The sequence below is a fragment of the Haloarcula sp. K1 genome (assembly GCF_001647155.1).
Taxonomy (GTDB): domain Archaea; phylum Halobacteriota; class Halobacteria; order Halobacteriales; family Haloarculaceae; genus Haloarcula; species Haloarcula hispanica.
This window is the reverse complement of the sequence record NZ_LRHL01000012.1, coordinates 160,630-181,479: the sequence shown is the minus strand read 5'-3', so window position 1 is coordinate 181,479 and position 20,850 is coordinate 160,630. Positions and strand designations below refer to the sequence as shown.

The window sequence follows — 20,850 nt, the reverse complement described above, 5'->3', positions numbered from 1 at the left end:
ACACTCTTGCCGGAACCATTGAGAAAGAGCGGATAATATTAACCAATAGTTTTTGATGTTTTAATCAGTATGTCATCTGTATTGACAATTTATCAATAACCGACACGGGGTTTGCGAATAGTTCTATGACACGCTGTTACTAGAAAAGAAACGGCGTCAATCGCGGTGAAATCCGACTCCGTGTGTCACCGACTCAGCACTCGGACCAGCCACAGGACTCGCAGGTCTTGCAGCCTTCCGAGTAGTACAGCGACAGCGAGCCACAGTCAGGACACTCCGGGCTCTCGCCGGCGTCGATGATGTCCTGCTGGTCGCCACCTGAGTCAGATGCGGCGGCGGCCGCACCGCCGTCAGTCTGGGTCTGCGTGGCGGTCTCGCCGTCGGCCTTCTCGGCAGTCTCCTCCAGCGTGGTCTGGTCGGGGTAGGCCTTGTCGACGTCACCGTCGAGGTAGCGACGCAGGGCCGTGCCGATGGCGTCCGGGATGGACTGGATCTGCTCGCCCTTGTCCCAGGCGACCTTCGGCGACCGGATGCCCTGCAGTTCGTCGGCGATTTCTTCGGGGTCGACGCCCGAGCGTAGCGCCGTCGAGATGGTCTTGGCCAGCGCCTCGGTGAAGGAGGCGGTGAAGCCGCCGGAGTTGCCGATGTTGGCGAACAGCTCGAACGGCCGGTCGGTTTCGGGGTCCTCGTTGATGTTGACGTAGAGCTTCCCGTAGCCGGTGTCGATGCGCTGGGTCACGCCGTGGAGCACGTCCGGCCGAGTCTGCTTCTCGGCGTACTCGGCGTCCCCGTCGGCGACACCAAGCACCTGTTCGATGGAGTCGTCGATAGCCGCCTGCACGGCTTCGTCTTCGAGGAAGCCCTCGATACCGCCGAAGACCTCCTCGATCTGGGCGACGATCTCGTCGGCGTCCATGTCCGAGAACTCCGTGTTCTGGGCGCGCGTCGTCAGCACCTGCTTGCTGCGGGTGCCGTCGCGGTAGTAGGTGACGCCCTTGCCGCCGTGGTCGTAGATGTACTCGAAGACTTCGGCGGCGTCCTCGGTCGTGGAGTCGTTCGGGGCGTTGACCGTCTTCGAGATAGCGGAGTCGACGCCTTCCTGACAGGCAACCTGGATGCCCGCGTGCTGCTTCGCCGAGAGGTCGCCAGTAGTGACGAACAGCTCTCCGATAGCGTCGGGCACGGTCGTCAGCCCGTCGACGCCGTCGAACTCGTTGTTGGCCATCTGCTCCTGGGCTTCCTGTTTGACGGCCTCGACGTCGATGTCGTTGTCCTCCAGCGCGCGGAGGAAGTAGTCGTCGAACTCCACGAGCATCTCGTCGCCCTGCACGTCGTCGGAGACGTTCTTGTAGTAGGCGACGTTGTAGATGGGCTCGCACCCGCCGGTGGTGTTGCCGATCATCGAAGTCGTCCCGGTCGGGGCGATGGTCGTGGTGTTGTGGTTACGGATCGGGTAGCCGTCTTCCCAGTCCGCCGCGTCCTCGCCGGTCTGCTTCTCGAACCAGTCGGGGTAGTCCGTCGGGTTCGCGTACTTGGAGTTGTCCCACTCCTCGAAGGTGCCGCGCTCGGTCGCAAGCTCGTGGCTCGCAGCCTTGGACCCGTGGTTGATGTGGCGCATCGTTTGGCGGGCGATTTCGTTGGCCTCCTCGGTCCCGTAGGCGACGCCGAGCTGGATGTACAGCTGGGCGAGGCCCATGATACCGAGGCCGATCTTGCGCATCTCCCGGACCTTCTGCTCGATTTTCTCGACCGGGAAGTCCGACATCGTGACGACGTTTTCGAGGAAGCGGGTGCCCAGTTCGATGCGGCGGTCGAACTCGTCCCAGTCGATGGCGTCCTCGAGGAACGCGTCGATGGCGGCTTCCGTCGAGTCGTACTCGTCGGCGTGGGCCTCCGACCAGACGCGCCAGTCCGGCGCGTCCGTGGCGGCCAGCGTCGAGAGGTTGATGTGCCCGAGGTTACAGGCCTCGTACTCTTCGAGGGGCTGTTCGCCACACGGGTTCGTGGCGAGAATCTCGTGGTCGGGGTGCTCCTCCACGTCGAAGGAGTGCTGCTTGTTCACCCGTTCGAGGTAGATGACGCCGGGCTCGCCGTTCTCGTGAGCGCCCTCGACGATGTCGTCCCAGAGTTCCTCGGCCGGAATCGAGAGTTCCTCGCCGACCTCGACGTGCTCGCCGAGGCCGAACATGTCGTACAGTTCCTTCGTCTCCTCGGTGGCGATGTGGGCCTCGCCCGTTCGCGGGTTGGTGAAGGTGAACTCCTCACCGGCCTTCAGCGCCTCCATGAAGTCGTCGGTGACGCCGACGGAGATGTTGAAGTTCGAGAGGTGGCCCTCGACGGCGTTGCGGAGGTGCTTTGGCACCTTTCCGTCGTCGTCGATGAGTTCGCGGGCCTCCTCCAGCGCCTCGGCGAAGGAGTTGTGCGTGAAGTCGTCCGGGTCGTTCAGGCGCAGCGTCTCGGCGAGCGAGACGTCCTTGTTCTTGGCGTGGATGAACTGGATGACGTCCGGATGGGAGACGCGCATGACGCCCATCTGTGCGCCGCGGCGGGCGCCACCCTGGGCGATAGTCTCGCACATCTGGTCGTACGTCCGCATGAACGTGATGGGGCCGGACGCGATGCCGCCGGTCGAGCCGACGGGGTCGCCGTACGGGCGGAGCTTCCAGAACGCGTAGCCCATGCCACCGCCGGACTGGAAGACCTGTGCGGCCTCCTTGGCGGTCTGGTGGATGTCGTCGATGTCGTCACCAGGGGAGTCGACGAAACAGGCCGAAAGCTGCTGGAGTTCGTCGCCAGCGTTCATCAGCGTCGGCGAGTTCGGCATGAAGGAGAGCTGCTCCATCTGCTCCTGGAATGCGTCGGCGGTCGATTCGACGTGGTCGCGGACGCCCTCAGGAAGTTCCGGCACGACCGTCTCGTAGGCGAACTTGTTGACGTTGTAGACAGAGAGCTCGGTCTCGACGTCGTCGTCGACGGACGTTCCCTTGCCGAACACCTCGTCGGCGAGTTCGTCGCGGCGCGGGTGGTCGGGCTTCAGCTGGTCCGGCGAGACGTGTACGTCGACGTCCTGCTTGTTGGCCTCGAACACGGCCTCGGCGAGCGCGATGTTCTTCGCGACACGGTCGAAGAGATCTTCGGGTTCCTCGATGAGGTCACCGTTGGCGTCCTTCCGGAGGTAGCGAGCCGGGAGGATGTTGTGGTAGGCGTTGCCTGTAAGTCGCTCTTCGATAGTGTCACCGTCGGTACGTTTGATCGGGAGCGTGATCTCGTCGGCGGAAAGGTCGCTGTTACTCATCGCCCGCTCCTCCTCCCGACAGCGGCCGTCTGTCGGTCGATACCCCTCGTCGTAGCTACCCGTGATCCTGTCATTTCTGGCGGCGAATACGTATTCATCGATAGCGTTTAATCCTTCTTGTCTGCGATTCGGCGGCGGCCGTAGCAATCTCGGGAGTCGTGGCTACGGTACTCGACGAACTGTGCTGGTGACGCGTGAAACGATAGCCGCGTACAACGGAATAGATGCCGTCGATTCTCCTTAATACTGTCCAGACCGAGGTGAAAGTGAAACCCCGGCCCTGTGAACCACCAGACGTAAGCGAGATATCCAATGGAAACTGGCGGGGGTTTGCGGGTGAGGATATACGCTCGCCAACAGTGCGTAGGGATGTAATAAGGCTGTGTCAGACGCCCCGCCGTAGTGCGGTTTCGATGAAACAGGCCTGTCAGTCCGTGCGGTGTCGATATGGTGTGGTGGTAGCTCAGTTCGTCCCTGTGCCATCCGGGAACGTGCCCGGTATTCAGTTCGAGGCCGGACCGAATGGAAGGCGAGAGGCGGGACGCTTACAGGTCTGTGGACCGAAGGAGTGTGCGTGCAGTACGACGGGCTCACCAAGGGAATCGCAGTGGTGTTTGGAGGCCTGACAGTCGTCCTGACAGCGGTGGGCCTCGTGATCAATCCCGCGGTGCTCTTCCTGGCGCTCATGTTCGGCGCGTCGACGTATTTCATGTACTACCACCTCAGCGGGAAGATGGCTGCGAGCCTCTACGAGCGGGTCGAACGACAGGCGGCACAGAACACGGGGAACGCCCGCCGCGGTGGGTTCGGGGCCGGCCCACGCGAAGAATGGGAACCGCCACGAGACGGCCGGCGAGCGCGCCGCTCGCGAGCGTCGCAGGGTGGCCAGCGTCGTCGCCAGGGGCGGCAGCGACAGCGTCGCCAGGCAGCGGGCGGCCGGCAGCGCCGACAGCGGGTTCAGTCGTCGGGACCGAGTCCGGCGGAGGCCTACCAGCGGCTCGGCATCGAGCCGGACGCCGATCAGGGGACGATCAAGCGGGCTTACAGGGAGAAAGTCAAGGAGGTCCACCCCGACACTGACAGCGGGAGCGAAAGGGAGTTCAAGCAGGTGCAAGCGGCCTACGAAACGCTGACTGACGACTGACCGCAATTCCCATATGCGGCGCTCCGAACCCGGACGTATGGACAACGACACGCCGCCGCTCATCGTCGACATCGACGGAACGTTGACTGACGAAAGCCGAGCGATTGACCCCCGCGTCATGCCGGTCCTTCGCGAGTGGCCTGCACGCGTCGTCATCGCGACCGGAAAAGCGATGCCGTTTCCAATTGCGCTCTGTGAGTTTCTCGGCATCGAACGGACGGTCGTCGCCGAGAACGGCGGCGTGGTGTTCGTCGAAGCTACCGACGAGCTCAGACTCGAAGGCGACCACGAGGCGGCGCTCGCGGTCGGCGAGGCCTATCGCGACCTGGGGTTCGGACAGGTCGACCTGGCAAACCGATGGCGCGAGACGGAACTCGTCGTGTCGCTCGACCAGCCGCTCGAACCGCTGGAGGACCTGGCCGCGGCACGCGGGCTCGTCGTCCTCGACACCGGCTTCGCGTACCACGTTACAGACCCGGTCGTCGACAAGGGGACGGGCCTCGAAGCGGTGTGTGCTGAACTGGACCTCGCTCCGGAGACGTTCCTCGCCGTCGGCGACTCAGTGAACGACGCCCAGATGTTCGACCTGGCTGGAGAGGCCGTGGCCGTCGCCAATGCCGACGAGACAGCGCTCGAACGCGCCGACCGGGTTACCGACGGGACCTACGGCGACGGCTTTCTCGAAGCGGTCGCGCCGTACCGGGAGTGACAGTCGTGTGATTCACTTTTAGACCAGTCGCTAATCAGATGGGCAAACAGGTGACGCCATCGGCGCAACCCAGCACACGGAGCGGCGTCACACAACCGCAAACTCCGTGTGGCGACTCAGTCCACGACCCGGTCTGGCAGCGCCTTCGCGTATAAATATCCGTCCGACTGATACTGTGAGAGATACACTCAGCCACCGCTCTCAGGAGTTCTCTGGAGCCGTAAATCCGGGGAAGGCTTATATCTACCCCACAGTAACGGGTGGGTATGAGCCCCGACCGGGCTGTCCTCCGGCGCGCGCTTGACCGCGGTGAACGGGAGGGCGGCAGCGTCGAGTTCAAAGAACGGCTCACCGAAGATCTCCACCTGTCAGAGGGCAGACTCGAATCCCTTGCAGCGCAACTCCGCCACCGCGTTCTCTCCGGGGATGGGGAGGCGACGTACGTCGTCGGCGTCACCGACGACGGCGGTCTGGCCGGCATCTCACCGGCGGAGTTCTCCGAGTCGATGGACGTACTCAGCCTGCTGGCAGAGGAAGCCGGTGCACACATTGAAGAGGTGAAAACGTGGGGCGTCGACGGCGTCTCGGAGAACGGGTCGACAGCCTCCGATGGCATCGTCGGTGTCGCGACCGTCTCAGAGGGATCGGTCCTCGCGGACGACGACCACATCGTCGTCGGAACCGCCGGCCACGTCGACCACGGCAAATCCACGCTCGTGGGGTCGCTGGTCACTGGTGACGCAGACGACGGGGAAGGCGGGACACGCGGCTTCCTCGACGTGCAACCACACGAAGTCGACCGAGGTCTCTCGGCGGACCTCTCCTACGGCGTCTACGGCTTCGATGAGGACGGTGAGCCGATCCGCATGGACAATCCGCACCGGAAGGACGATCGAGCGCGGGTCGTCGAAGCATCAGACCGGCTCGTTTCCTTCGTCGACACTGTGGGCCACGAGCCGTGGCTCCGGACGACGATCCGCGGCCTCGTCGGGCAGAAACTCGACTACGGCCTCCTGACCGTCGCGGCCGACGACGGGGTGACCGAGACGACGCGGGAGCACCTCGGGATCCTGCTGGCGACGGATCTCCCGACGATTGTCGCCATCACCAAGACCGATCTGGTGGACGAGGAACGGGTCGCAGAAGTCGAACGGGACGTCGAACAGGCACTGCGGGAGGTCGACAAGACGCCACTTCGGGTCGAGCGCCACGGCGTCGACACGGCCATCGACGAAATCTCCGAGACCGTCGTCCCCGTCGTCACCACAAGCGCCGTCACGAAGGAGGGGCTGGACGACTTAGACGAGATGTTCGAGGCCCTGCCAAAGACCGCCGGGGAGGTGGGCGACTTCCGCATGTACGTCGACCGGACGTACAACGTCCAGGGAGTCGGCGCGGTCGCCTCGGGCACCATCAAATCCGGCGAGGTCGAAGCTGGCGACGAACTGCTACTCGGCCCGATGCAGGACGGGAGCTTCCGCGAGGTTGAGGTCCGGTCCATCGAGATGCACTACCACCGGGTCGACGAGGCAAAGGCCGGTCGCATCGTTGGTATCGCACTGAAAGGCGTCCGCGAGCAGGACATCGAGCGCGGGATGGTCCTGCTCCCGGCCGACGCCGACCCCTCGCCCGTCCGGGAATTCGAGGCCGAGGTGATGGTGCTGAACCATCCGACCCGCATCGGCGACGGCTACGAACCCGTCGTCCACCTCGAAACGGTCAGCGAGGCCGCGGCCTTCTATCCAGAGGGCGGGCAGTTGCTCCCGGGCGACGCGGGCAAGGCCCGGGTTCGGTTCAAGTTCCGTTCCTACCTCGTCGAGGAAGGCCAGAAGTTCGTCTTCCGCGAGGGGAGTTCGAAGGGCGTCGGGACCGTCACCGACATCGACCCGGCGGAGTAGCGGTCCGCTGTCTCACTGGTCTTTCCCGTCTTCAGTCGGCTGTCTGTAGCCGTCAGTCGTTTTCTCGGCGAGTCCGAACAGTACGGCCCACTCCAGCAGATTCGCCGTGCGCTCCTGCCAGACGGCTTCCCAGTCAGCGTGACGCTCTCGCTCCCAGCGGGGAATCTCAGCCCGAAGGGCATCGAACGCATCATCAGTATCTACCGGCTCCGAATTGAGAGCCTCAACGAGCACGTCGACGCCGAAGACTGATTTCTCGAACGCTGTTGCGAGGGCCGCCTGGTCGTGGTCGGTCCGCGTCCGGTAGTAGCCCCGGTCGCTCTCGGCGACCAGTCCCAGCGCCTGTAGGAAAACCAGATATTTTTGGGCCGTTTCGCGGTCGGACACGTCAGTCGCCGTCTGAATCGCGCGACAGCAGTCGGCCTCGCTGTCGGGGACGAGCGGAATCGCGTCTCTGGCGCTCTCCAGAAACGAGTGCGAGCGGGCCGGTGGCGCGACCTTGTAACGCATACCCGATTACAGGCCGAAGCTCTCGGCCAAGACGCCCTCGCTCGTCCCACCGACGACGTGCGTGTCGCCGCCGACCACGTCGATGGTGACCGCCGCGGGGCCGAACAGTTCGACGGGGAGCTCCGCGAAGTCCCAGCCGACGTCCTCGAAGACGCCTTCCAGCGGCTCGCCGTATTCTTCGGCTGCGACGGAAGGCACCTGGTCGAAGCGGTCGAAGGACTCGTCGACAGTGAGGTGGACCTCGCTGCCGTAGGCGAGCGCGTCCGTGGTCCGGGCCATCGCGGTCGCTTCGTCGCCGGCGACCGGCGCGACCGGCGCGCGGCCGCTGGCCGACAGCACCGACACCGGGTCGAAGCCGAGTTCGGCCAGCCGGAAGACGGCCAGTTCGGCGGCCCGGGCCGCGGCGACGACGCTCCCGGTGACACTCGCGGTTGCGAACGACGGCAGGAACACGCCCGTCTCGGGGACGCCGGTGCGCTCGGCGACCTGGCTCGCAACGTCCTCGTCCGGCAGTTCGTCGGTTTCCAGGGCCAGCACGGCGAAGTCAGCGTCCTCGCGGTAGCCGATGCGCTGGAAGGCCTCCTCCTCAGCGACGAGCGCGCGTGCGGGACCGCTCCCGAGCGCCTCGAAGTCGTCGACGGCAAGTTCCCAGCCGCCCTTCTGCGAGCACAGCAGGGCCAGCGCCGGGTGGTCCGTCGACAGTTCGACGTGGTTCAGCGGCGCGCCGTCGACGGTGGCCATCGTGGACTGGACCGTCGCCAGCCCGGCCGTCTGGATTTCCGCGAGCAACATTCCGGCTTCGACAGCGCCGGGGACCTCGACGCCGAAGTCCAGCACCGCGGCGTCGCCCTCCAGCGCGTGTACGTCTATCGTGAGTTCGTCGGCGAAGTCGATGGCCTCGTCAACGAGTTCCGTGGCCATCCGATTGAGACTGTCCATACGCCGTCTTTGGCACCCTTCCCTTTAATCTCCGCCTTCGGCCGCGTCGCTTCTGGCTGCCCGACCCAGATGCTCCTCAACGGCGTTGACCTTGTCCCGCGCCTGCTGGTCGACGGTCCGCTTGTCGTCGATCTTCAGGAACGTGCTCACGCGGTCGCTCTGCTCGCCGACGGCCTCGTGAGCCGCGTGGGTGGCCGCGAACAGCTCCTCGCTGTCCTCCGCTTCGATGATGGTCCCCATCGGCGTCGTCTCGTATTCGACGTCGAACGCTTCCAGCGCCGCGACGGCGTCGGCGACGTAGGAAGACATGCTCCCTTCGATGACCGGTGCGACCGAGAGAAACCCTATGCAGGTCATACCGGTTCCGACGCGTGCCCGCGACCTAACCGCTGTGGTACTCGCCTGGGGACTGGACCGAAGAAACTCCCGTTCGAAGCGCTTACTCGCCTTCCTCGACCGGAGCCCCGCGAGCGTTCGTCTTCACGCTCTGGAGTCCCTGCTTCGCCTTCTGCTTGGAGGCATAGCCCTGCCCGCAGTCCGCGATTATCTCCCCGTTGTCGTGGCGGAGCCGCCAGCGCGCCTTGCCCTCGCTGTCTTTGAAGAGTTCGAACGTCGCTTTGCTGCCCCCCTCTTCGACAACACCGTCGTCGTCTTTGGACTCGTCGACGACGTACGCGCCGGGTGCGTTGGATTTGACGCTTTCGAGCCCCTGTTCGGCCTTCTGCTTGGAGGCGTAGCCTTCCCCGCTGTCGGCGATGATGTTTCCGTTGTCGTGGACGAGCCGCCAGCGGTACTGCTCGGCATTGTCCTCGTACACCTCGAAGGTCGCCTTGCTCGCAGCCACGTCAGTCGCTACCTCCCCCTCGTCTTCGTCCCACTGCATATCGATTTCAAGTGTGACAGTGCCGTCTTCCTGCTCGACCTCAACCTCGAACTCGGATTCGGCCGGCGGCGTGACCGTCACAGTCTGTTCCTCATCTGCCGGGGCCGGCTCACCGCGGCTGAGCCTGTTCGCCAGCCGTCGGAAGTACGACGCAATTCCTCTTCGGCTCCGCGTTTCCTGTGACTCGTGGACCGTCTCGTCTGTCATACAACCGGACTGACGATGGGACAACAAATAATGGTACTCCATACTCAAAACGGCACCCGACCTCCTCAGAACAGCTGACCGAAATAACAGGGTCTCGGCTGGCACGATACACCCTCTGGTGGACAGCTCTCCCGCGACGGCACGTAATAGGTCGTCGAACCGGAACGACGACTGACGGGTGTGTACGAAGGGCTACGCGACCCCATGCGACAGGTTCCTTCCAATTCGGGACAGAGAAGTACGCTGTGTGAATTCGCCGCTACTCGTCAGGCACTGACACTGTCGATTTCGATAGCATAACAACGAGTGGCACCTGTGGGACGAATCCGCCACGTAGGGCATTACAGAATCAGAGAGAAATGTCGAAGCGTGCCCCGCCGTCGCGGCCCTCACTGATGGTGATTTCCCAGCCGTGGGCGGTGACGATGTCCGTGACAATAGAGAGTCCGAATCCGGACCCGTCGTTGCTCGTCGTGTACCCGTGTTCAAGAACAGTCGTCCGGTCCTCTGGGGGGATGCCGCGGCCGTCATCTTCGATATAGAAGCCCGAAAGCTCAGTTTCGTCCGCATCGTCGAGTGTCCCCACTCGAATAGTCAGCGGCGTGTCGTTGTGGTCGAACGCGTTCCGAAAGAGATTCTCGAAAACCTGTAGCAGGCGGTCACGGTCTGTCTCAACCGCGACATCTCTTGTAAGGTTCAGTTCGAGCGTCCCGCCGTCTGTCTGGGTGTGTTCCCACGCGTCTTCAGCGACGGCAGCGAGTGCGACCCGAGACAAGTCGGTGATGCTCTCGCCCACACGAGCGAGTGTCAGCAATTCGTCTATCATCGTTTCCATCCGGTCGAGGTTCCTCTCCATCGTCTCGACGTGCTCCGTGGGCGCATCATCTCGGACGAAATCCACTCTGGCCCTCGTAACCATCAACGGGTTCCGGAGGTCATGCGAGACGACGCTCGCGAACTTGTCCAGTTTCTCGTTGGACTGTTCGAGCTCTCGCTTTGTCTTTTTGAGTTTCTGCTCGTCGTGTTTCTGCTGTGTAATTTCTCTGGAGATGAACTGGACAGTGTTTGTGTCCCCAGTCTCGCTGAGCGGCGTGACAATGTTGTGAAAGTGACGTACCCCAATGGAATCCTGAAACGTCACCGCGCTCCCGGCGGTAATGGCGCGTTGACCGTATTCGAGGCGGTCGGACGCTATTTCGGCCGGGAGTGCGTCCGACAACTGCGAGTCGATGAGTTCCGGGCGCGTGGTATCGTGTGCCCGCGCCATCGACTTGTTCGCTGCACGGATTCGTCCGTCGGTGGAGACCTCCACGATTTCGTCCGGTGTATTGTCGACCAGTTTCTCGTACTTCTGTTGTGCACGGTGTTGCCCGACAACGTTGCGTATCCGCGTGGCGAGCAACTGGAGTCGTTCTCCGTCTATGATTTTCTTCTTCTGAAGGTAATCATCGACACCGGTCCCGATTGCGTCACTGGCTACGTCCTCCCCGCCTTGCCCGGTTAGTAGAATAAACGGTATGTCAAACTCCTCACTCACCTCGGTACACAGCTCCAGCCCGTCCATGCCTGGCATCTTGTAGTCGCTGACGACACAGTCGACACGCTGCTCTCGTAACGACGCAAGCGCTTCCTGTCCTGTACTTGCCGTTTTGGTGGTGAAGCCGTGTGCGTCACTGAGCTTTTCCGACGCTATCTCGACAAAGAAATCACTGTCATCAACGACGAGTACACTGATATCCCCAGCAGAATCCATCGTACCCTCTAACTGGCTTGCAGACTGTTAACTGCCGGGTTTTGTTGCGGATAGATGATAACTCTACACAGTGAGAACTCGGACGCACAAATGGTGAGGCCCACGAAACGGTGGTTGCTGACAGACATTCACTGAGGGAACTGGACGGAAAAACAGACCCGTGTCCTCACTCGCTACGCTCGTTGTGGGCGCTGCGACTGGCAGGGCTCAAATCCAGTGCGATTACAGCATCCAGTACGCGGCGCGATAAAACGCACCGCTCAGGAGTTTGGATGAAGAGAAATGCGCTGGCTGGGATTTGAACCCAGGTTGTGACCATGGCAAGGTCACGTGATACCAACTACACTACCAGCGCTCGCTTTGTTCTGCACTGACCCTCACGGCCGTCGGCCGCTCGGTACCAGCGCGCAACGCCTCGTTGCAATCAAATCTGGCGGGGGTGAGAGTAAAAAGCCTTCCGTTTTCCGGGGAAAACCATGGGAAGTGAGGGCAATCGCCGCCCCGTCTGAGAGCCGTATCGTGTGATGACTTCACGGGGCATGGCCTTTCGGAAGCGGCAATCCAGTGAACGGTCCCATCGGTCCCGAACCGGCATGACGGACCATGTGAACGCGACGCATCGCGAACGCGAAACGGGGCCTTTTTAAGCCCGGGAAGGGGAGATATCGGCACAGTCTAGTGGCGCGACGTGGAAGCGTCACGGCATGACGACCAGCGTACTCGTGCCGTCTTCCCTCGCACGGGAAGCCGAAGACAGACGCGAGGCAACTCGCAAGCTCGGTTACGTGGCCCGCGCGGCCGCGGTCTACCGGGTTGATCGGCTGACAGTGTACCCCGACCCTGACGGGGCGGGCAAGTGGGAAGACGGGTTCGTCGAAACCGTGCTGCGGTACGCCGCGACGCCCCCGCACCTCCGAAAGGAGATGTGGGGTAAGCGGGACGAACTGGAGTACGTCGGCGTCCTGCCGCCGCTCCGCGTGCGTTCACAGACCGGCTCCGGATCTGAGGGTTCGGGGTCGTTAAGACAGGGAATCGTGACCGAGGTCGGAGCTGATGGGCGCGTCCGGGTCAATTGCGGCATGCAACACCCGATCTCCCTTCCCGTCCCAGCGGATATGGACGTGGAACAGGGGGAGCGCGTGACCGTCAGGGTCTCTTCGCGACGGCCGGTCCGGGCGAAACTCGTCGACGCCCCCACAACGGGATTCGACGTTGTCGCCGCGGACCTCGATGCGGCACTCTCGCGCGACGATGCCGGGCTCGCTATCGCGTCCTCGCGATACGGCGAGCCGGTAACGTCGACCCGTCTCGGCCAGTTGGCCGAGCGGCGCGACGCCGAGGGCGGCATGACCGTCGCCTTCGGGGCACCCGAGCGCGGGTTACCGTCGATACTCGACGTTGCCCCGGACGCCGTCGGGGGAGACCAGACGAGCGACGAACCAGAAGGGTTCGACCTCTGGCTGAATACGGTTCCGAACCAGGGCAGTGAGGTCGTGCGAACGGAAGAAGCTCTGTTCGCCTCCCTCACCTGTCTAACCCTCACGGAGTAAACGAATGCCACAACCAAGCAGACCACGCAAAGGCTCGCTGGGCTTCGGCCCGCGCAAGCGCTCGACGAGCGAGACGCCTCGCTTCAACAGCTGGCCGTCTGACGACGGGCAGCCGGGCGTCCAAGGGTTCGCCGGCTACAAGGCAGGCATGACACACGTCGTGCTCGTCAACGACGAACCCAACTCTCCCCGCGAGGGGATGGAGGAGACTGTCCCGGTGACAGTCATCGAGACGCCGCCGATGCGCGCCGTCGCCCTGCGAGCGTACGAAGACACGCCGTACGGTCAGCGTCCGCTGACGGAAGTCTGGACCGACGAGTTCCACTCGGAACTCGACCGGACCCTGGACGTTCCGGAGGACCACGATCCGGACGCTGCTGAGGAACAGGTACGAGACGCACTCGAGGCCGGTGACCTCGGGGACGTGCGACTCATTACGCACACCGTCCCCGACGCCGTCCCGAGCGTCCCGAAGAAAAAGCCCGACGTGATGGAGACTCGCGTCGGCGGTGGGTCCGTTTCGGACCGCCTCGACCACGCCCTCGACCTCGTTGAGGACGGTGGCGAACACGCCATGAACGACATCTTCCGCGCCGGCGAGTACGCCGACGTGGCCGGTGTCACGAAAGGCAAAGGGACGCAGGGTCCCGTCAAGCGATGGGGCGTCCAGAAGCGGAAAGGCAAGCACGCCCGCCAGGGATGGCGCCGACGGATCGGCAACCTCGGTCCGTGGAACCCGTCCCGTGTGCGCTCGACGGTCCCCCAGCAGGGGCAGACCGGCTACCACCAGCGCACCGAGCTCAACAAGCGCCTCATCGACATCGGCGACGGCGACGAACCGACCGTCGATGGCGGCTTCGTCAACTACGGCGAAGTCGATGGGCCGTACACGCTCGTGAAGGGCTCCGTACCCGGTCCGGACAAGCGCCTGGTGCGCTTCCGGCCCGCGGTGCGTCCGAACGACCAGCCGCGCCTCGACCCCGAGGTGCGCTACGTCTCCAACGAATCGAACCAGGGATAACCTATGCAGGCAACAATCTACGACCTGGACGGCAACACAGACGGCGAGGTCGACCTGCCGGACGTCTTCGAGACGCCGGTTCGGACCGACCTCATCGGCAAAGCTGTACGTGCCGCACAGGCCAACCGAAAGCAGGACTACGGGTCCGACGAGTACGCCGGCCTCCGAACGCCGGCCGAGTCCTTCGGTAGCGGCCGCGGCCAGGCACACGTCCCGAAGCAGGACGGCCGTGCCCGCCGCGTCCCGCAGGCGGTCAAGGGGCGAAGCGCCCACCCGCCGAAAGCCGAGAAGGACCGCTCGCTCGACCTCAACGACAAGGAACGGCAGCTGGCCGTTCGCTCGGCGCTGGCCGCGACGGCCGACGCCGACCTCGTCGCCGACCGCGGCCACGAGTTCGACCGTGACGAAGTGCCCGTCGTCGTCTCCGACGACTTCGAGGACCTCGTCAAGACGCAGGAAGTCGTCTCGCTGCTGGAGGCGCTCGACGTCCACGCGGACATCGACCGCGCCGACGAGACGAAGATCAAGGCTGGACAGGGTTCGGCCCGTGGACGGAAGTACCGTCGTCCCGCCTCGATCCTCTTCGTGACCAGCGACGAGCCGTCGAAGGCCGCCCGCAACCTCGCGGGCGCCGACGTGGCGACCGCAAGCGAGGTCAACACGGAAGACCTCGCGCCCGGCGGCGCGCCCGGTCGACTCACCGTCTTCACGGAATCCGCACTCGCGGAGGTGGCCGAGCGATGAGCTGGGATGTCATCAAACACCCACACGTCACCGAGAAGGCCATGAACGACATGGACTTCCAGAACAAGCTCCAGTTCGCCGTCGACGACCGCGCCTCCAAGGGCGAGGTCGCCGACGCCGTCGAGGAGCAGTACGACGTGACAGTCGAACAGGTCAACACGCAGAACACGATGGACGGCGAAAAGAAGGCCGTCGTTCGCCTCTCTGAGGACGACGACGCCCAGGAAGTCGCCTCCAGAATTGGGGTGTTCTAACGATGGGACGACGAATCCAAGGACAACGGCGCGGCCGCGGGACCTCCACGTTCCGTGCTCCGTCGCACCGTTACAAGGCTGATCTGGAGCACCGCAAGGTCGAGGACGGCGACGTCATCGCCGGCACGGTCGTCGACATTGAGCACGACCCTGCCCGCTCGGCTCCGGTCGCTGCCGTCGAGTTCGAAGACGGCGACCGACGACTTATCCTCGCGCCGGAAGGCGTCGGGGTAGGCGACGAGCTACAGGTCGGCGTCAGCGCCGAGATCGCACCCGGGAACACGCTCCCGCTGGCCGAGATCCCAGAGGGGGTCCCGGTGTGCAACGTCGAATCCAGTCCCGGTGACGGTGGGAAGTTCGCCCGCGCGTCGGGTGTCAACGCCCAACTGCTCACCCACGACCGCAACGTCGCGGTCGTCAAGCTCCCCTCCGGGGAGATGAAGCGGCTTGACCCGCAGTGTCGTGCCACCATCGGCGTCGTCGCCGGTGGCGGCCGAACTGACAAGCCGTTCGTGAAGGCTGGCAACAAGCATCACAAGATGAAAGCGCGAGGGACGAAGTGGCCCAACGTCCGCGGTGTGGCGATGAACGCCGTCGACCACCCGTTCGGTGGCGGCGGCCGCCAGCACCCCGGCAAGCCCAAGTCCATCTCGCGGAACGCCCCGCCTGGCCGTAAGGTCGGGGACATCGCCTCGAAGCGAACTGGTCGAGGTGGCAACGAATGAGCTCAGAATATCAAATCGGCCACGAAGGAGAGTTCTCCTTCCGCGGCCACACGCTCGACGAGCTGCAGGAGATGGAGCTCGAGGAAGTCGCGGAACTGCTCCCCGCTCGACAGCGGCGAAGTATCGTACGCGGCCTGACCGAGGAGAAACACAAGCTCCTCGAGAAGGCCCGCGAGGCCGGCGAAGAGGAGACAGCCAACGACCCGATCCGGACGCACCTGCGCGACATGCCGGTGGTCCCGGAGATGGTCGGGCTGACCTTCGCCGTCCACGACGGCCAGAACTTCGAGCGTGTCAAAGTCGAGCCCGAGATGCTCGGCCACTACCTCGGTGAGTTCCAGCTCACACGGAGTAGCGTCGAACACGGTCAGGCCGGTATCGGAGCGACACGCTCCTCGAAGTTCGTACCGCTCAAATAATCATGGGAATCAGTTACTCAGTCGAAGCCGACCCGGACACGACGGCCAAAGCGATGCTCCGGGAGCGGCAGATGAGCTTCAAGCACAGCAAGGCCATCGCCCGCGAAATCAAGGGCAAAACGGCCGGCGAGGCTGTCGACTACCTCGACGCGGTTATCGAGGGCGACCAGCCCGTTCCGTTCAAACAGCACAACTCGGGCGTCGGCCACAAAAGCAAGGTCGACGGCTGGGACGCCGGACGCTACCCGGAGAAGGCCAGCAAGGCCTTCCTCGACCTGCTCGAGAACGCGGTCGGCAACGCCGACCACCAGGGCTTCGACGGTGAGGCCATGACGATCACGCACGTCGCCGCCCACAAGGTCGGCGAGCAGCAGGGTCGCAAGCCCCGCGCGATGGGGCGTGCCTCGGCGTGGAACAGCCCGCAGGTCGACGTCGAACTCATCCTCGAAGAGCCGGAGGTCGAAGACTAATGGCCGACGAACAACAGTTCATCGAGGACGGACTCCAGCGGACCCAGATCGACGAGTTCTTCGCAGAGGAACTCGGTCGCGCCGGCTACGGCGGCATGGACGTCGCCAAGACGCCGATGGGGACCCAGATCGTGCTCAAAGCCGAGAAGCCAGGGATGGTCATCGGCAAGGGCGGGAAGAACATCCGGAAGATCACGACGGAACTCGAGGACCGATTCAACCTCGACGACCCGCAAGTCGACGTGCAGGAAGTCGACGAGCCGGACCTCAACGCCCGCATCGTCGCGGACCGACTGGCCAACGCACTCGAGCGTGGCTGGTACTTCCGCAAAGCGGGCCACACCACCATCGACCGCATCATGGAGTCGGGCGCACTCGGTGCAGAGATCGTCCTCTCCGGGAAGGTCACGGGTGCACGCTCGCGCGTGGAGAAGTTCAACCGCGGCTACGTCAAGCACAACGGCGAACCCGCAGAGGAGATCGTCGACAGCGGTGTCGGCGTCGCCGTGATGAAGCTCGGTACCATCGGGGTCCGAGTCAAGATCATCCCGCCGGACGCGGAGCTCCCCGACGACTTCGAGATCTACGAGGATGTCGACGTCGAGGACTACGTGGCCGACACCGACGGCGAGTCCGTCGAGGAACTCCTCGAAGGCGAGCCTGAAGACAGCGAGACGGCCGAGGAACTCGACGAAGACGTGGCCACCGGGGCCGACGACGAGTCCGAGGCTGACGAGGAGTTCGTCGACGAGGAAATCGTCGAGGAAGACGTCGAGGTCCCGACTGACGACGATGTCGAGGACGTCGACGTCGACGAACTCGAAGACGCTGTCGACGAGGAACTCGACGAGGACGTCGAGGCGGAAGCCGAAGAGCTGATGGACGAAATGGACGAGGAGGCTGACGACGAATGACCGTCCTCCACGTCCAGGAGATTCGGGACATGACGCCCGCCGAGCGCGAGGCGGAACTCGACGACCTGAAGACCGAACTGCTGAACGCCCGGGCCGTGCAGGCCGCGGGTGGTGCACCGGAAAACCCCGGTCGCATCAAGGAGCTGCGGAAAGCCATCGCCCGCATCAAGACGATTCAGGGCGAAGAAGGCGACCTGCAGGAGAACGAATAATGCCACTGACACCCGAGACGCTCCCACGACACGAACTCGTCGGCCTCGACTGTGAGGTCGTCGCCGCGTCCAACCCGGACGCCGTCGGTATCAGCGGCACTGTCGTCATGGAGACGACACAGATGCTGACAATCGAGGGGGCCGACCGGGTGTGGCACGTGCCGAAGGACAGCGCGACCTTTTCGTTCGCCATCGACGGACAGCGAGTCCGGGTCGACGGCGACCGACTCGTCGCGCGTCCCGCTCGTCGCACAGAGAACACAGGAGATTCACTATGGCGCTAGGACTGAACGTACAGGAACCGGAGGACACCTGTGCCGATCAGAACTGCCCGTTCCACGGAGAGCTCTCCGTGCGCGGACAGACACTGAACGGCGAGGTAGCCTCCACTGACATGGAGAAGACCGTTGTCGTCGAGCGCGAGTACGACGTGAAGGTGCCGAAATACGACCGCTTTATGAAGCGGCGGAGCCGCGTTCCGGCTCACGCACCGGACTGTCTCGACCTCGCGGTCGGTGACACGGTCACGATAGCAGAGTGTCGACCGCTCTCGAAAACGAAAAGCCACGTCGTCGTTAGCGCGGGCTCGGACGAGGCCGCGAACGACGAACAGGACGGTGATGCCTGATGGAAGCACTCGGTGCTGACGTCACGCAAGGCCTCGAGAAGGGCTCGCTCATTACGTGTGCGGACAACACGGGAGCGCGCGAACTCAAGGTCATTTCCGTCCACGGCTACTCGGGAACGAAGAACCGCCACCCCAAAGCTGGGCTGGGCGACAAGATCACGGTCTCGGTCACCAAGGGGACGCCCGAAATGCGTCGTCAGGTGCTCGAAGCCGTCGTCGTCCGCCAGCGAAAGCCGATCCGTCGACCCGACGGCACCCGCGTCAAGTTCGAAGACAACGCGGCCGTCATCGTCGACGAAAACGAGGACCCGCGCGGGACCGAGCTGAAAGGTCCAATCGCACGGGAAGTCGCACAGCGATTCGGCAGTGTGGCATCAGCAGCGACGATGATCGTATAGAACCATGAGCAAGCAACCAGACAAACAACGCAAGAGTCAACGACGTGCCCCGCTTCACGAGCGGCACAAGCAGGTCCGGGCGACGCTTTCGGCCGACCTCCGCGAGGAGTACGGCCAGCGCAACGTCCGCGTCAACGCTGGTGACACCGTCGAGGTGCTCCGCGGCGACTTCGCCGGCGAGGAAGGCGAAGTCCTTGAGGTCAATCTCGACAAGGCCGTCATCCACGTCGAAGACGTCACGCTCGAGAAGACGGACGGCGAGGAAGTCCCGCGACCGCTTGACACCTCGAACGTCCGCGTGACGGACCTGGACCTCGAAGACGAGAAGCGCGAGGCGCGTCTCGAATCGGAGGATGATTCCGCATGAGTAACCACCAGAAGCGACTCTCGGTGCCCAACAGTTGGCCCGTAGAGCGCAAGACCGCGACGTTTACGGTGAAAGCCGGCGCCGGCCCGCACGGTGAGGACGGGGTTCCCCTACTCATCGTTCTTCGGGACGTGCTCGGCTACGCCGACAACCGCAAAGAAGCCCGCTACGCCCTCAACGAGGACAACGTCCTCATCAACGGGAAGGCCATCTCCGACGAGGAACGCCCCGTCGGGATGTTCGACATCCTGGCCTTCACCGAGCGCGAGGAGTACTACCGCGTGTTCCCCGGCGAGGGTGGTCGGCTGGCGCTGACCGCAATCGACCCGGACGCGGCCGAGTCCAAGCTCGGTAAAATCGTCACCAAGACCCACGTCTCCGGTGGCGACGTTCAGCTGGGCCTCCACGACGGTGAGACGCTCGTCGTCGAGGACGCCCAGACCTACGACGCTGGCGACTCCATCGTCGTCGGCAACGAGGACGGTGAAATCGTCGCCCACTTCGAGTACGAAGAGGGCGCGCTCGTCACCGCCGTCGACGGCGCCCACGCGGGCGAAGTCGGCGAAATCGAGGAGATTCAGGTGACGCCGGGTTCGGCACAGAACAACGTGATAGTCTCGCAGGATGGCGACGAAGGCTTCGAGACGGTCGAAGAGTACGTCGTCGTCATCGACGAGAACTTCACAGGTGATGACGAATGAGCTCCGAGAGTGAGTCCGGCGGCGACTTCCACGAGATGCGCGAACCGCGCATCGAGAAGGTCGTCGTTCACATGGGTATCGGCCACGGTGGCCGCGACCTCGCCAACGCAGAGGACATCCTCGGGGAAATCACCGGGCAGACGCCGGTACGAACGAAGGCCAAGCGGACTGTCGGCGAGTTCGACATCCGCGAGGGCGACCCAATCGGTGCGAAGGTCACCCTCCGCGATGAGATGGCTGAAGAGTTCCTCCAGACGGCGCTGCCGCTGGCCGAACTGGCGACGAGCCAGTTCGACGACACCGGCAACTTCAGCTTCGGCGTCGAGGAACACACCGAGTTCCCGAGCCAGGAGTACGACCCGAGCATCGGAATCTACGGGCTGGACGTGACGGTCAACCTCGTCCGCCCCGGCTACCGCGTCGCAAAGCGCGACAAGGCGTCACGCTCGATTCCGACCAAGCATCGACTCAACCCGGCCGACGCAGTCGCGTTTATCGAGTCGACCTACGACGTGGAGGTGAGCGAATGAGCGAAAGTGAAACCACAGACGAGCCCGATTCCGAGACGGCATCCAGTGAGCGAACTGGCCAGCTCGAGTCCTGTCAGCGCTGCGGTCGCGAACAGGGACTCGTCGGCAAGTACGACATCTGGCTGTGCCGCCAGTGCTTCCGCGAGATTTCGCGAGGCATGGGCTTCAGGAAGTACAGCTAACAATGACAGGGAACGACCCATTTGCCAACGCACTGTCGGCGCTTAACAACGCCGAAAGCGTCGGGCACCTAGAGCAGACAGTATCGCCAGCTTCGAACGAGATCGGCAGCGTCCTCGAGGTCTTCTACGACCGCGGGTACATCGACGGATTCAGTTTCGTCGACGACGGCAAAGCCGGCGAGTTCGAAGTTGAACTGAAAGGAGCCATCAACGAGTGTGGCCCGGTCAAGCCCCGCTACTCTGCGGGCGCAGACGAGTTCGAGAAGTGGGAGAAGCGGTTCCTCCCCGCCCGTGACTACGGGACCCTCGTCGTGACGACCAGCCACGGCATCATGAGCCACTACGAGGCTCGTGAGCAGGGCGTCGGTGGCCAAGTCATCGCGTACGTATACTAACA

At 63.7% G+C, this 20,850-nt stretch carries 26 protein-coding genes and 1 tRNA gene; 20 read left to right on the top strand and 7 right to left on the bottom strand.

The annotated features are described in order from the left end of the window. Positions 1–193: 193 nt before the first annotated feature. Positions 194–3,295 carry an adenosylcobalamin-dependent ribonucleoside-diphosphate reductase gene (locus AV929_RS05740; protein WP_064287674.1) on the bottom strand — a complete coding sequence of 1,034 codons (3,102 nt, stop codon included), beginning with the start codon at positions 3,293–3,295 and terminating at the stop codon, positions 194–196. Positions 3,296–3,869: 574 nt separating this feature from the next. Here AV929_RS05740 and AV929_RS05735 point away from each other — a divergent pair. The 3 genes from AV929_RS05735 to AV929_RS05725 all read left to right on the top strand — a co-directional run bounded on the left by AV929_RS05735 (position 3,870) and on the right by AV929_RS05725 (position 7,046). Then, positions 3,870–4,439 (top strand): J domain-containing protein, encoded by a 570-nt coding sequence (locus tag AV929_RS05735; RefSeq protein ID WP_064287673.1) that lies wholly within the window; start codon positions 3,870–3,872, stop codon positions 4,437–4,439. Positions 4,440–4,476: 37 nt separating this feature from the next. After that, on the top strand, positions 4,477–5,148 hold the full coding sequence (locus tag AV929_RS05730) for a phosphoglycolate phosphatase (protein ID WP_064287672.1): 672 nt from the start codon (positions 4,477–4,479) through the stop codon (positions 5,146–5,148). 266 nt (positions 5,149–5,414) lie between these two features. Beyond that, positions 5,415–7,046 carry a GTPBP1 family GTP-binding protein gene (locus AV929_RS05725; protein ID WP_064287671.1) on the top strand — a complete coding sequence of 544 codons (1,632 nt, stop codon included), beginning with the start codon at positions 5,415–5,417 and terminating at the stop codon, positions 7,044–7,046. A gap of 12 nt (positions 7,047–7,058) precedes the next feature. On the opposite strand, the gene AV929_RS05720 is transcribed toward AV929_RS05725, so the two are convergent. The 6 genes from AV929_RS05720 to AV929_RS05695 form a co-directional block, all read right to left on the bottom strand. After that, positions 7,059–7,556 (bottom strand): hypothetical protein, encoded by a 498-nt coding sequence (locus AV929_RS05720; RefSeq protein ID WP_014040880.1) that lies wholly within the window; start codon positions 7,554–7,556, stop codon positions 7,059–7,061. Positions 7,557–7,562: 6 nt separating this feature from the next. Beyond that, on the bottom strand, positions 7,563–8,495 hold the full coding sequence (gene mch / locus AV929_RS05715; RefSeq protein WP_064287670.1) for a methenyltetrahydromethanopterin cyclohydrolase: 933 nt from the start codon (positions 8,493–8,495) through the stop codon (positions 7,563–7,565). Between the two features lie 24 nt (positions 8,496–8,519). After that, positions 8,520–8,852 (bottom strand): MTH1187 family thiamine-binding protein, encoded by a 333-nt coding sequence (locus tag AV929_RS05710; protein ID WP_064287669.1) that lies wholly within the window; start codon positions 8,850–8,852, stop codon positions 8,520–8,522. A gap of 82 nt (positions 8,853–8,934) precedes the next feature. Further along, positions 8,935–9,585 (bottom strand): HVO_2922 family protein, encoded by a 651-nt coding sequence (locus AV929_RS05705; protein ID WP_050007733.1) that lies wholly within the window; start codon positions 9,583–9,585, stop codon positions 8,935–8,937. A gap of 349 nt (positions 9,586–9,934) precedes the next feature. Then, complete coding sequence (locus tag AV929_RS05700; protein ID WP_064287668.1) at positions 9,935–11,338, bottom strand: hybrid sensor histidine kinase/response regulator; 1,404 nt, start codon at positions 11,336–11,338, stop codon at positions 9,935–9,937. Between the two features lie 283 nt (positions 11,339–11,621). After that, positions 11,622–11,693, bottom strand: a tRNA-Gly gene (locus AV929_RS05695). Positions 11,694–12,042: 349 nt separating this feature from the next. Here AV929_RS05695 and AV929_RS05690 point away from each other — a divergent pair. The 17 genes from AV929_RS05690 to AV929_RS05610 are packed head-to-tail and all read left to right on the top strand — an operon-like array spanning position 12,043 to position 20,848. Further along, positions 12,043–12,888 (top strand): putative RNA uridine N3 methyltransferase, encoded by an 846-nt coding sequence (locus tag AV929_RS05690; protein ID WP_064287667.1) that lies wholly within the window; start codon positions 12,043–12,045, stop codon positions 12,886–12,888. 4 nt (positions 12,889–12,892) lie between these two features. After that, positions 12,893–13,909 carry a 50S ribosomal protein L3 gene (gene rpl3p, locus AV929_RS05685; protein WP_008312890.1) on the top strand — a complete coding sequence of 339 codons (1,017 nt, stop codon included), beginning with the start codon at positions 12,893–12,895 and terminating at the stop codon, positions 13,907–13,909. Positions 13,910–13,912: 3 nt separating this feature from the next. Continuing rightward, a complete protein-coding gene (gene rpl4p / locus AV929_RS05680; protein ID WP_064287666.1) occupies positions 13,913–14,653 on the top strand; it encodes a 50S ribosomal protein L4 in 741 nt (246 codons plus the stop codon). Further along, entirely contained in the window at positions 14,650–14,907 is a 258-nt protein-coding gene (locus AV929_RS05675; protein ID WP_004591553.1) for a 50S ribosomal protein L23, read from the top strand. The genes rpl4p and AV929_RS05675 overlap by 4 nt, the downstream gene beginning before the upstream one ends. A gap of 2 nt (positions 14,908–14,909) precedes the next feature. Continuing rightward, positions 14,910–15,632: a 50S ribosomal protein L2 gene (locus AV929_RS05670; RefSeq protein ID WP_004957415.1), complete on the top strand. Its 723-nt coding sequence runs from the start codon at positions 14,910–14,912 to the stop codon at positions 15,630–15,632. Next, positions 15,629–16,051 carry a 30S ribosomal protein S19 gene (locus AV929_RS05665; protein ID WP_004516967.1) on the top strand — a complete coding sequence of 141 codons (423 nt, stop codon included), beginning with the start codon at positions 15,629–15,631 and terminating at the stop codon, positions 16,049–16,051. The genes AV929_RS05670 and AV929_RS05665 overlap by 4 nt, the downstream gene beginning before the upstream one ends. 2 nt (positions 16,052–16,053) lie before the next feature. Beyond that, entirely contained in the window at positions 16,054–16,521 is a 468-nt protein-coding gene (locus AV929_RS05660) for a 50S ribosomal protein L22 (RefSeq protein ID WP_008312913.1), read from the top strand. After that, positions 16,521–17,435 (top strand): 30S ribosomal protein S3, encoded by a 915-nt coding sequence (locus AV929_RS05655; RefSeq protein ID WP_064287665.1) that lies wholly within the window; start codon positions 16,521–16,523, stop codon positions 17,433–17,435. The genes AV929_RS05660 and AV929_RS05655 overlap by 1 nt, the downstream gene beginning before the upstream one ends. Then, positions 17,432–17,647, top strand: coding sequence for a 50S ribosomal protein L29 (gene rpmC / locus AV929_RS05650; RefSeq protein WP_004516964.1), 216 nt, complete (start codon positions 17,432–17,434; stop codon positions 17,645–17,647). Before AV929_RS05655 ends, rpmC begins: the two co-directional genes overlap by 4 nt. Next, entirely contained in the window at positions 17,647–17,931 is a 285-nt protein-coding gene (locus AV929_RS05645) for a ribonuclease P protein component 1 (protein WP_064287664.1), read from the top strand. Before rpmC ends, AV929_RS05645 begins: the two co-directional genes overlap by 1 nt. After that, a complete protein-coding gene (locus tag AV929_RS05640) occupies positions 17,922–18,275 on the top strand; it encodes a 30S ribosomal protein S17 (RefSeq protein ID WP_004516962.1) in 354 nt (117 codons plus the stop codon). The genes AV929_RS05645 and AV929_RS05640 overlap by 10 nt, the downstream gene beginning before the upstream one ends. Then, a complete protein-coding gene (locus AV929_RS05635) occupies positions 18,275–18,673 on the top strand; it encodes a 50S ribosomal protein L14 (RefSeq protein ID WP_004516961.1) in 399 nt (132 codons plus the stop codon). Before AV929_RS05640 ends, AV929_RS05635 begins: the two co-directional genes overlap by 1 nt. A 4-nt stretch (positions 18,674–18,677) precedes the next feature. Next, a complete protein-coding gene (gene rplX / locus AV929_RS05630; protein ID WP_014040872.1) occupies positions 18,678–19,040 on the top strand; it encodes a 50S ribosomal protein L24 in 363 nt (120 codons plus the stop codon). Further along, the gene (locus tag AV929_RS05625; RefSeq protein ID WP_023843358.1) at positions 19,037–19,741 is read left to right on the top strand and encodes a 30S ribosomal protein S4e; all 705 of its coding nucleotides are present in this window, start codon (positions 19,037–19,039) and stop codon (positions 19,739–19,741) included. The genes rplX and AV929_RS05625 overlap by 4 nt, the downstream gene beginning before the upstream one ends. Further along, complete coding sequence (locus AV929_RS05620) at positions 19,738–20,271, top strand: 50S ribosomal protein L5 (protein WP_004591562.1); 534 nt, start codon at positions 19,738–19,740, stop codon at positions 20,269–20,271. Before AV929_RS05625 ends, AV929_RS05620 begins: the two co-directional genes overlap by 4 nt. Further along, the gene (locus AV929_RS05615; protein ID WP_004591563.1) at positions 20,268–20,453 is read left to right on the top strand and encodes a 30S ribosomal protein S14; all 186 of its coding nucleotides are present in this window, start codon (positions 20,268–20,270) and stop codon (positions 20,451–20,453) included. Before AV929_RS05620 ends, AV929_RS05615 begins: the two co-directional genes overlap by 4 nt. A 2-nt stretch (positions 20,454–20,455) precedes the next feature. Next, a complete protein-coding gene (locus AV929_RS05610) occupies positions 20,456–20,848 on the top strand; it encodes a 30S ribosomal protein S8 (RefSeq protein WP_004516956.1) in 393 nt (130 codons plus the stop codon). The last annotated feature ends 2 nt before the right edge of the window (positions 20,849–20,850 follow it).

What these genes read in the sequence shown, in the direction of transcription:
- AV929_RS05625 (WP_023843358.1), top strand. Translation starts at nt 19,037, where the DNA reads ATGAGTAACCACCAGAAGCGACTCTCGGTGCCCAACAGTTGGCCCGTA.
- AV929_RS05740 (WP_064287674.1), bottom strand. Translation starts at nt 3,295, where the DNA reads ATGAGTAACAGCGACCTTTCCGCCGACGAGATCACGCTCCCGATCAAA.
- AV929_RS05615 (WP_004591563.1), top strand. Translation starts at nt 20,268, where the DNA reads ATGAGCGAAAGTGAAACCACAGACGAGCCCGATTCCGAGACGGCATCC.
- AV929_RS05675 (WP_004591553.1), top strand. Translation starts at nt 14,650, where the DNA reads ATGAGCTGGGATGTCATCAAACACCCACACGTCACCGAGAAGGCCATG.
- AV929_RS05635 (WP_004516961.1), top strand. Translation starts at nt 18,275, where the DNA reads ATGGAAGCACTCGGTGCTGACGTCACGCAAGGCCTCGAGAAGGGCTCG.
- AV929_RS05720 (WP_014040880.1), bottom strand. Translation starts at nt 7,556, where the DNA reads ATGCGTTACAAGGTCGCGCCACCGGCCCGCTCGCACTCGTTTCTGGAG.
- AV929_RS05645 (WP_064287664.1), top strand. Translation starts at nt 17,647, where the DNA reads ATGCCACTGACACCCGAGACGCTCCCACGACACGAACTCGTCGGCCTC.
- rplX (WP_014040872.1), top strand. Translation starts at nt 18,678, where the DNA reads ATGAGCAAGCAACCAGACAAACAACGCAAGAGTCAACGACGTGCCCCG.
- AV929_RS05610 (WP_004516956.1), top strand. Translation starts at nt 20,456, where the DNA reads ATGACAGGGAACGACCCATTTGCCAACGCACTGTCGGCGCTTAACAAC.
- AV929_RS05710 (WP_064287669.1), bottom strand. Translation starts at nt 8,852, where the DNA reads ATGACCTGCATAGGGTTTCTCTCGGTCGCACCGGTCATCGAAGGGAGC.
- AV929_RS05665 (WP_004516967.1), top strand. Translation starts at nt 15,629, where the DNA reads ATGAGCTCAGAATATCAAATCGGCCACGAAGGAGAGTTCTCCTTCCGC.
- AV929_RS05620 (WP_004591562.1), top strand. Translation starts at nt 19,738, where the DNA reads ATGAGCTCCGAGAGTGAGTCCGGCGGCGACTTCCACGAGATGCGCGAA.
- rpl3p (WP_008312890.1), top strand. Translation starts at nt 12,893, where the DNA reads ATGCCACAACCAAGCAGACCACGCAAAGGCTCGCTGGGCTTCGGCCCG.
- rpl4p (WP_064287666.1), top strand. Translation starts at nt 13,913, where the DNA reads ATGCAGGCAACAATCTACGACCTGGACGGCAACACAGACGGCGAGGTC.
- AV929_RS05670 (WP_004957415.1), top strand. Translation starts at nt 14,910, where the DNA reads ATGGGACGACGAATCCAAGGACAACGGCGCGGCCGCGGGACCTCCACG.
- AV929_RS05640 (WP_004516962.1), top strand. Translation starts at nt 17,922, where the DNA reads ATGGCGCTAGGACTGAACGTACAGGAACCGGAGGACACCTGTGCCGAT.
- AV929_RS05690 (WP_064287667.1), top strand. Translation starts at nt 12,043, where the DNA reads ATGACGACCAGCGTACTCGTGCCGTCTTCCCTCGCACGGGAAGCCGAA.
- mch (WP_064287670.1), bottom strand. Translation starts at nt 8,495, where the DNA reads ATGGACAGTCTCAATCGGATGGCCACGGAACTCGTTGACGAGGCCATC.
- AV929_RS05725 (WP_064287671.1), top strand. Translation starts at nt 5,415, where the DNA reads ATGAGCCCCGACCGGGCTGTCCTCCGGCGCGCGCTTGACCGCGGTGAA.
- rpmC (WP_004516964.1), top strand. Translation starts at nt 17,432, where the DNA reads ATGACCGTCCTCCACGTCCAGGAGATTCGGGACATGACGCCCGCCGAG.
- AV929_RS05655 (WP_064287665.1), top strand. Translation starts at nt 16,521, where the DNA reads ATGGCCGACGAACAACAGTTCATCGAGGACGGACTCCAGCGGACCCAG.
- AV929_RS05660 (WP_008312913.1), top strand. Translation starts at nt 16,054, where the DNA reads ATGGGAATCAGTTACTCAGTCGAAGCCGACCCGGACACGACGGCCAAA.
- AV929_RS05730 (WP_064287672.1), top strand. Translation starts at nt 4,477, where the DNA reads ATGGACAACGACACGCCGCCGCTCATCGTCGACATCGACGGAACGTTG.
- AV929_RS05700 (WP_064287668.1), bottom strand. Translation starts at nt 11,338, where the DNA reads ATGGATTCTGCTGGGGATATCAGTGTACTCGTCGTTGATGACAGTGAT.
- AV929_RS05705 (WP_050007733.1), bottom strand. Translation starts at nt 9,585, where the DNA reads ATGACAGACGAGACGGTCCACGAGTCACAGGAAACGCGGAGCCGAAGA.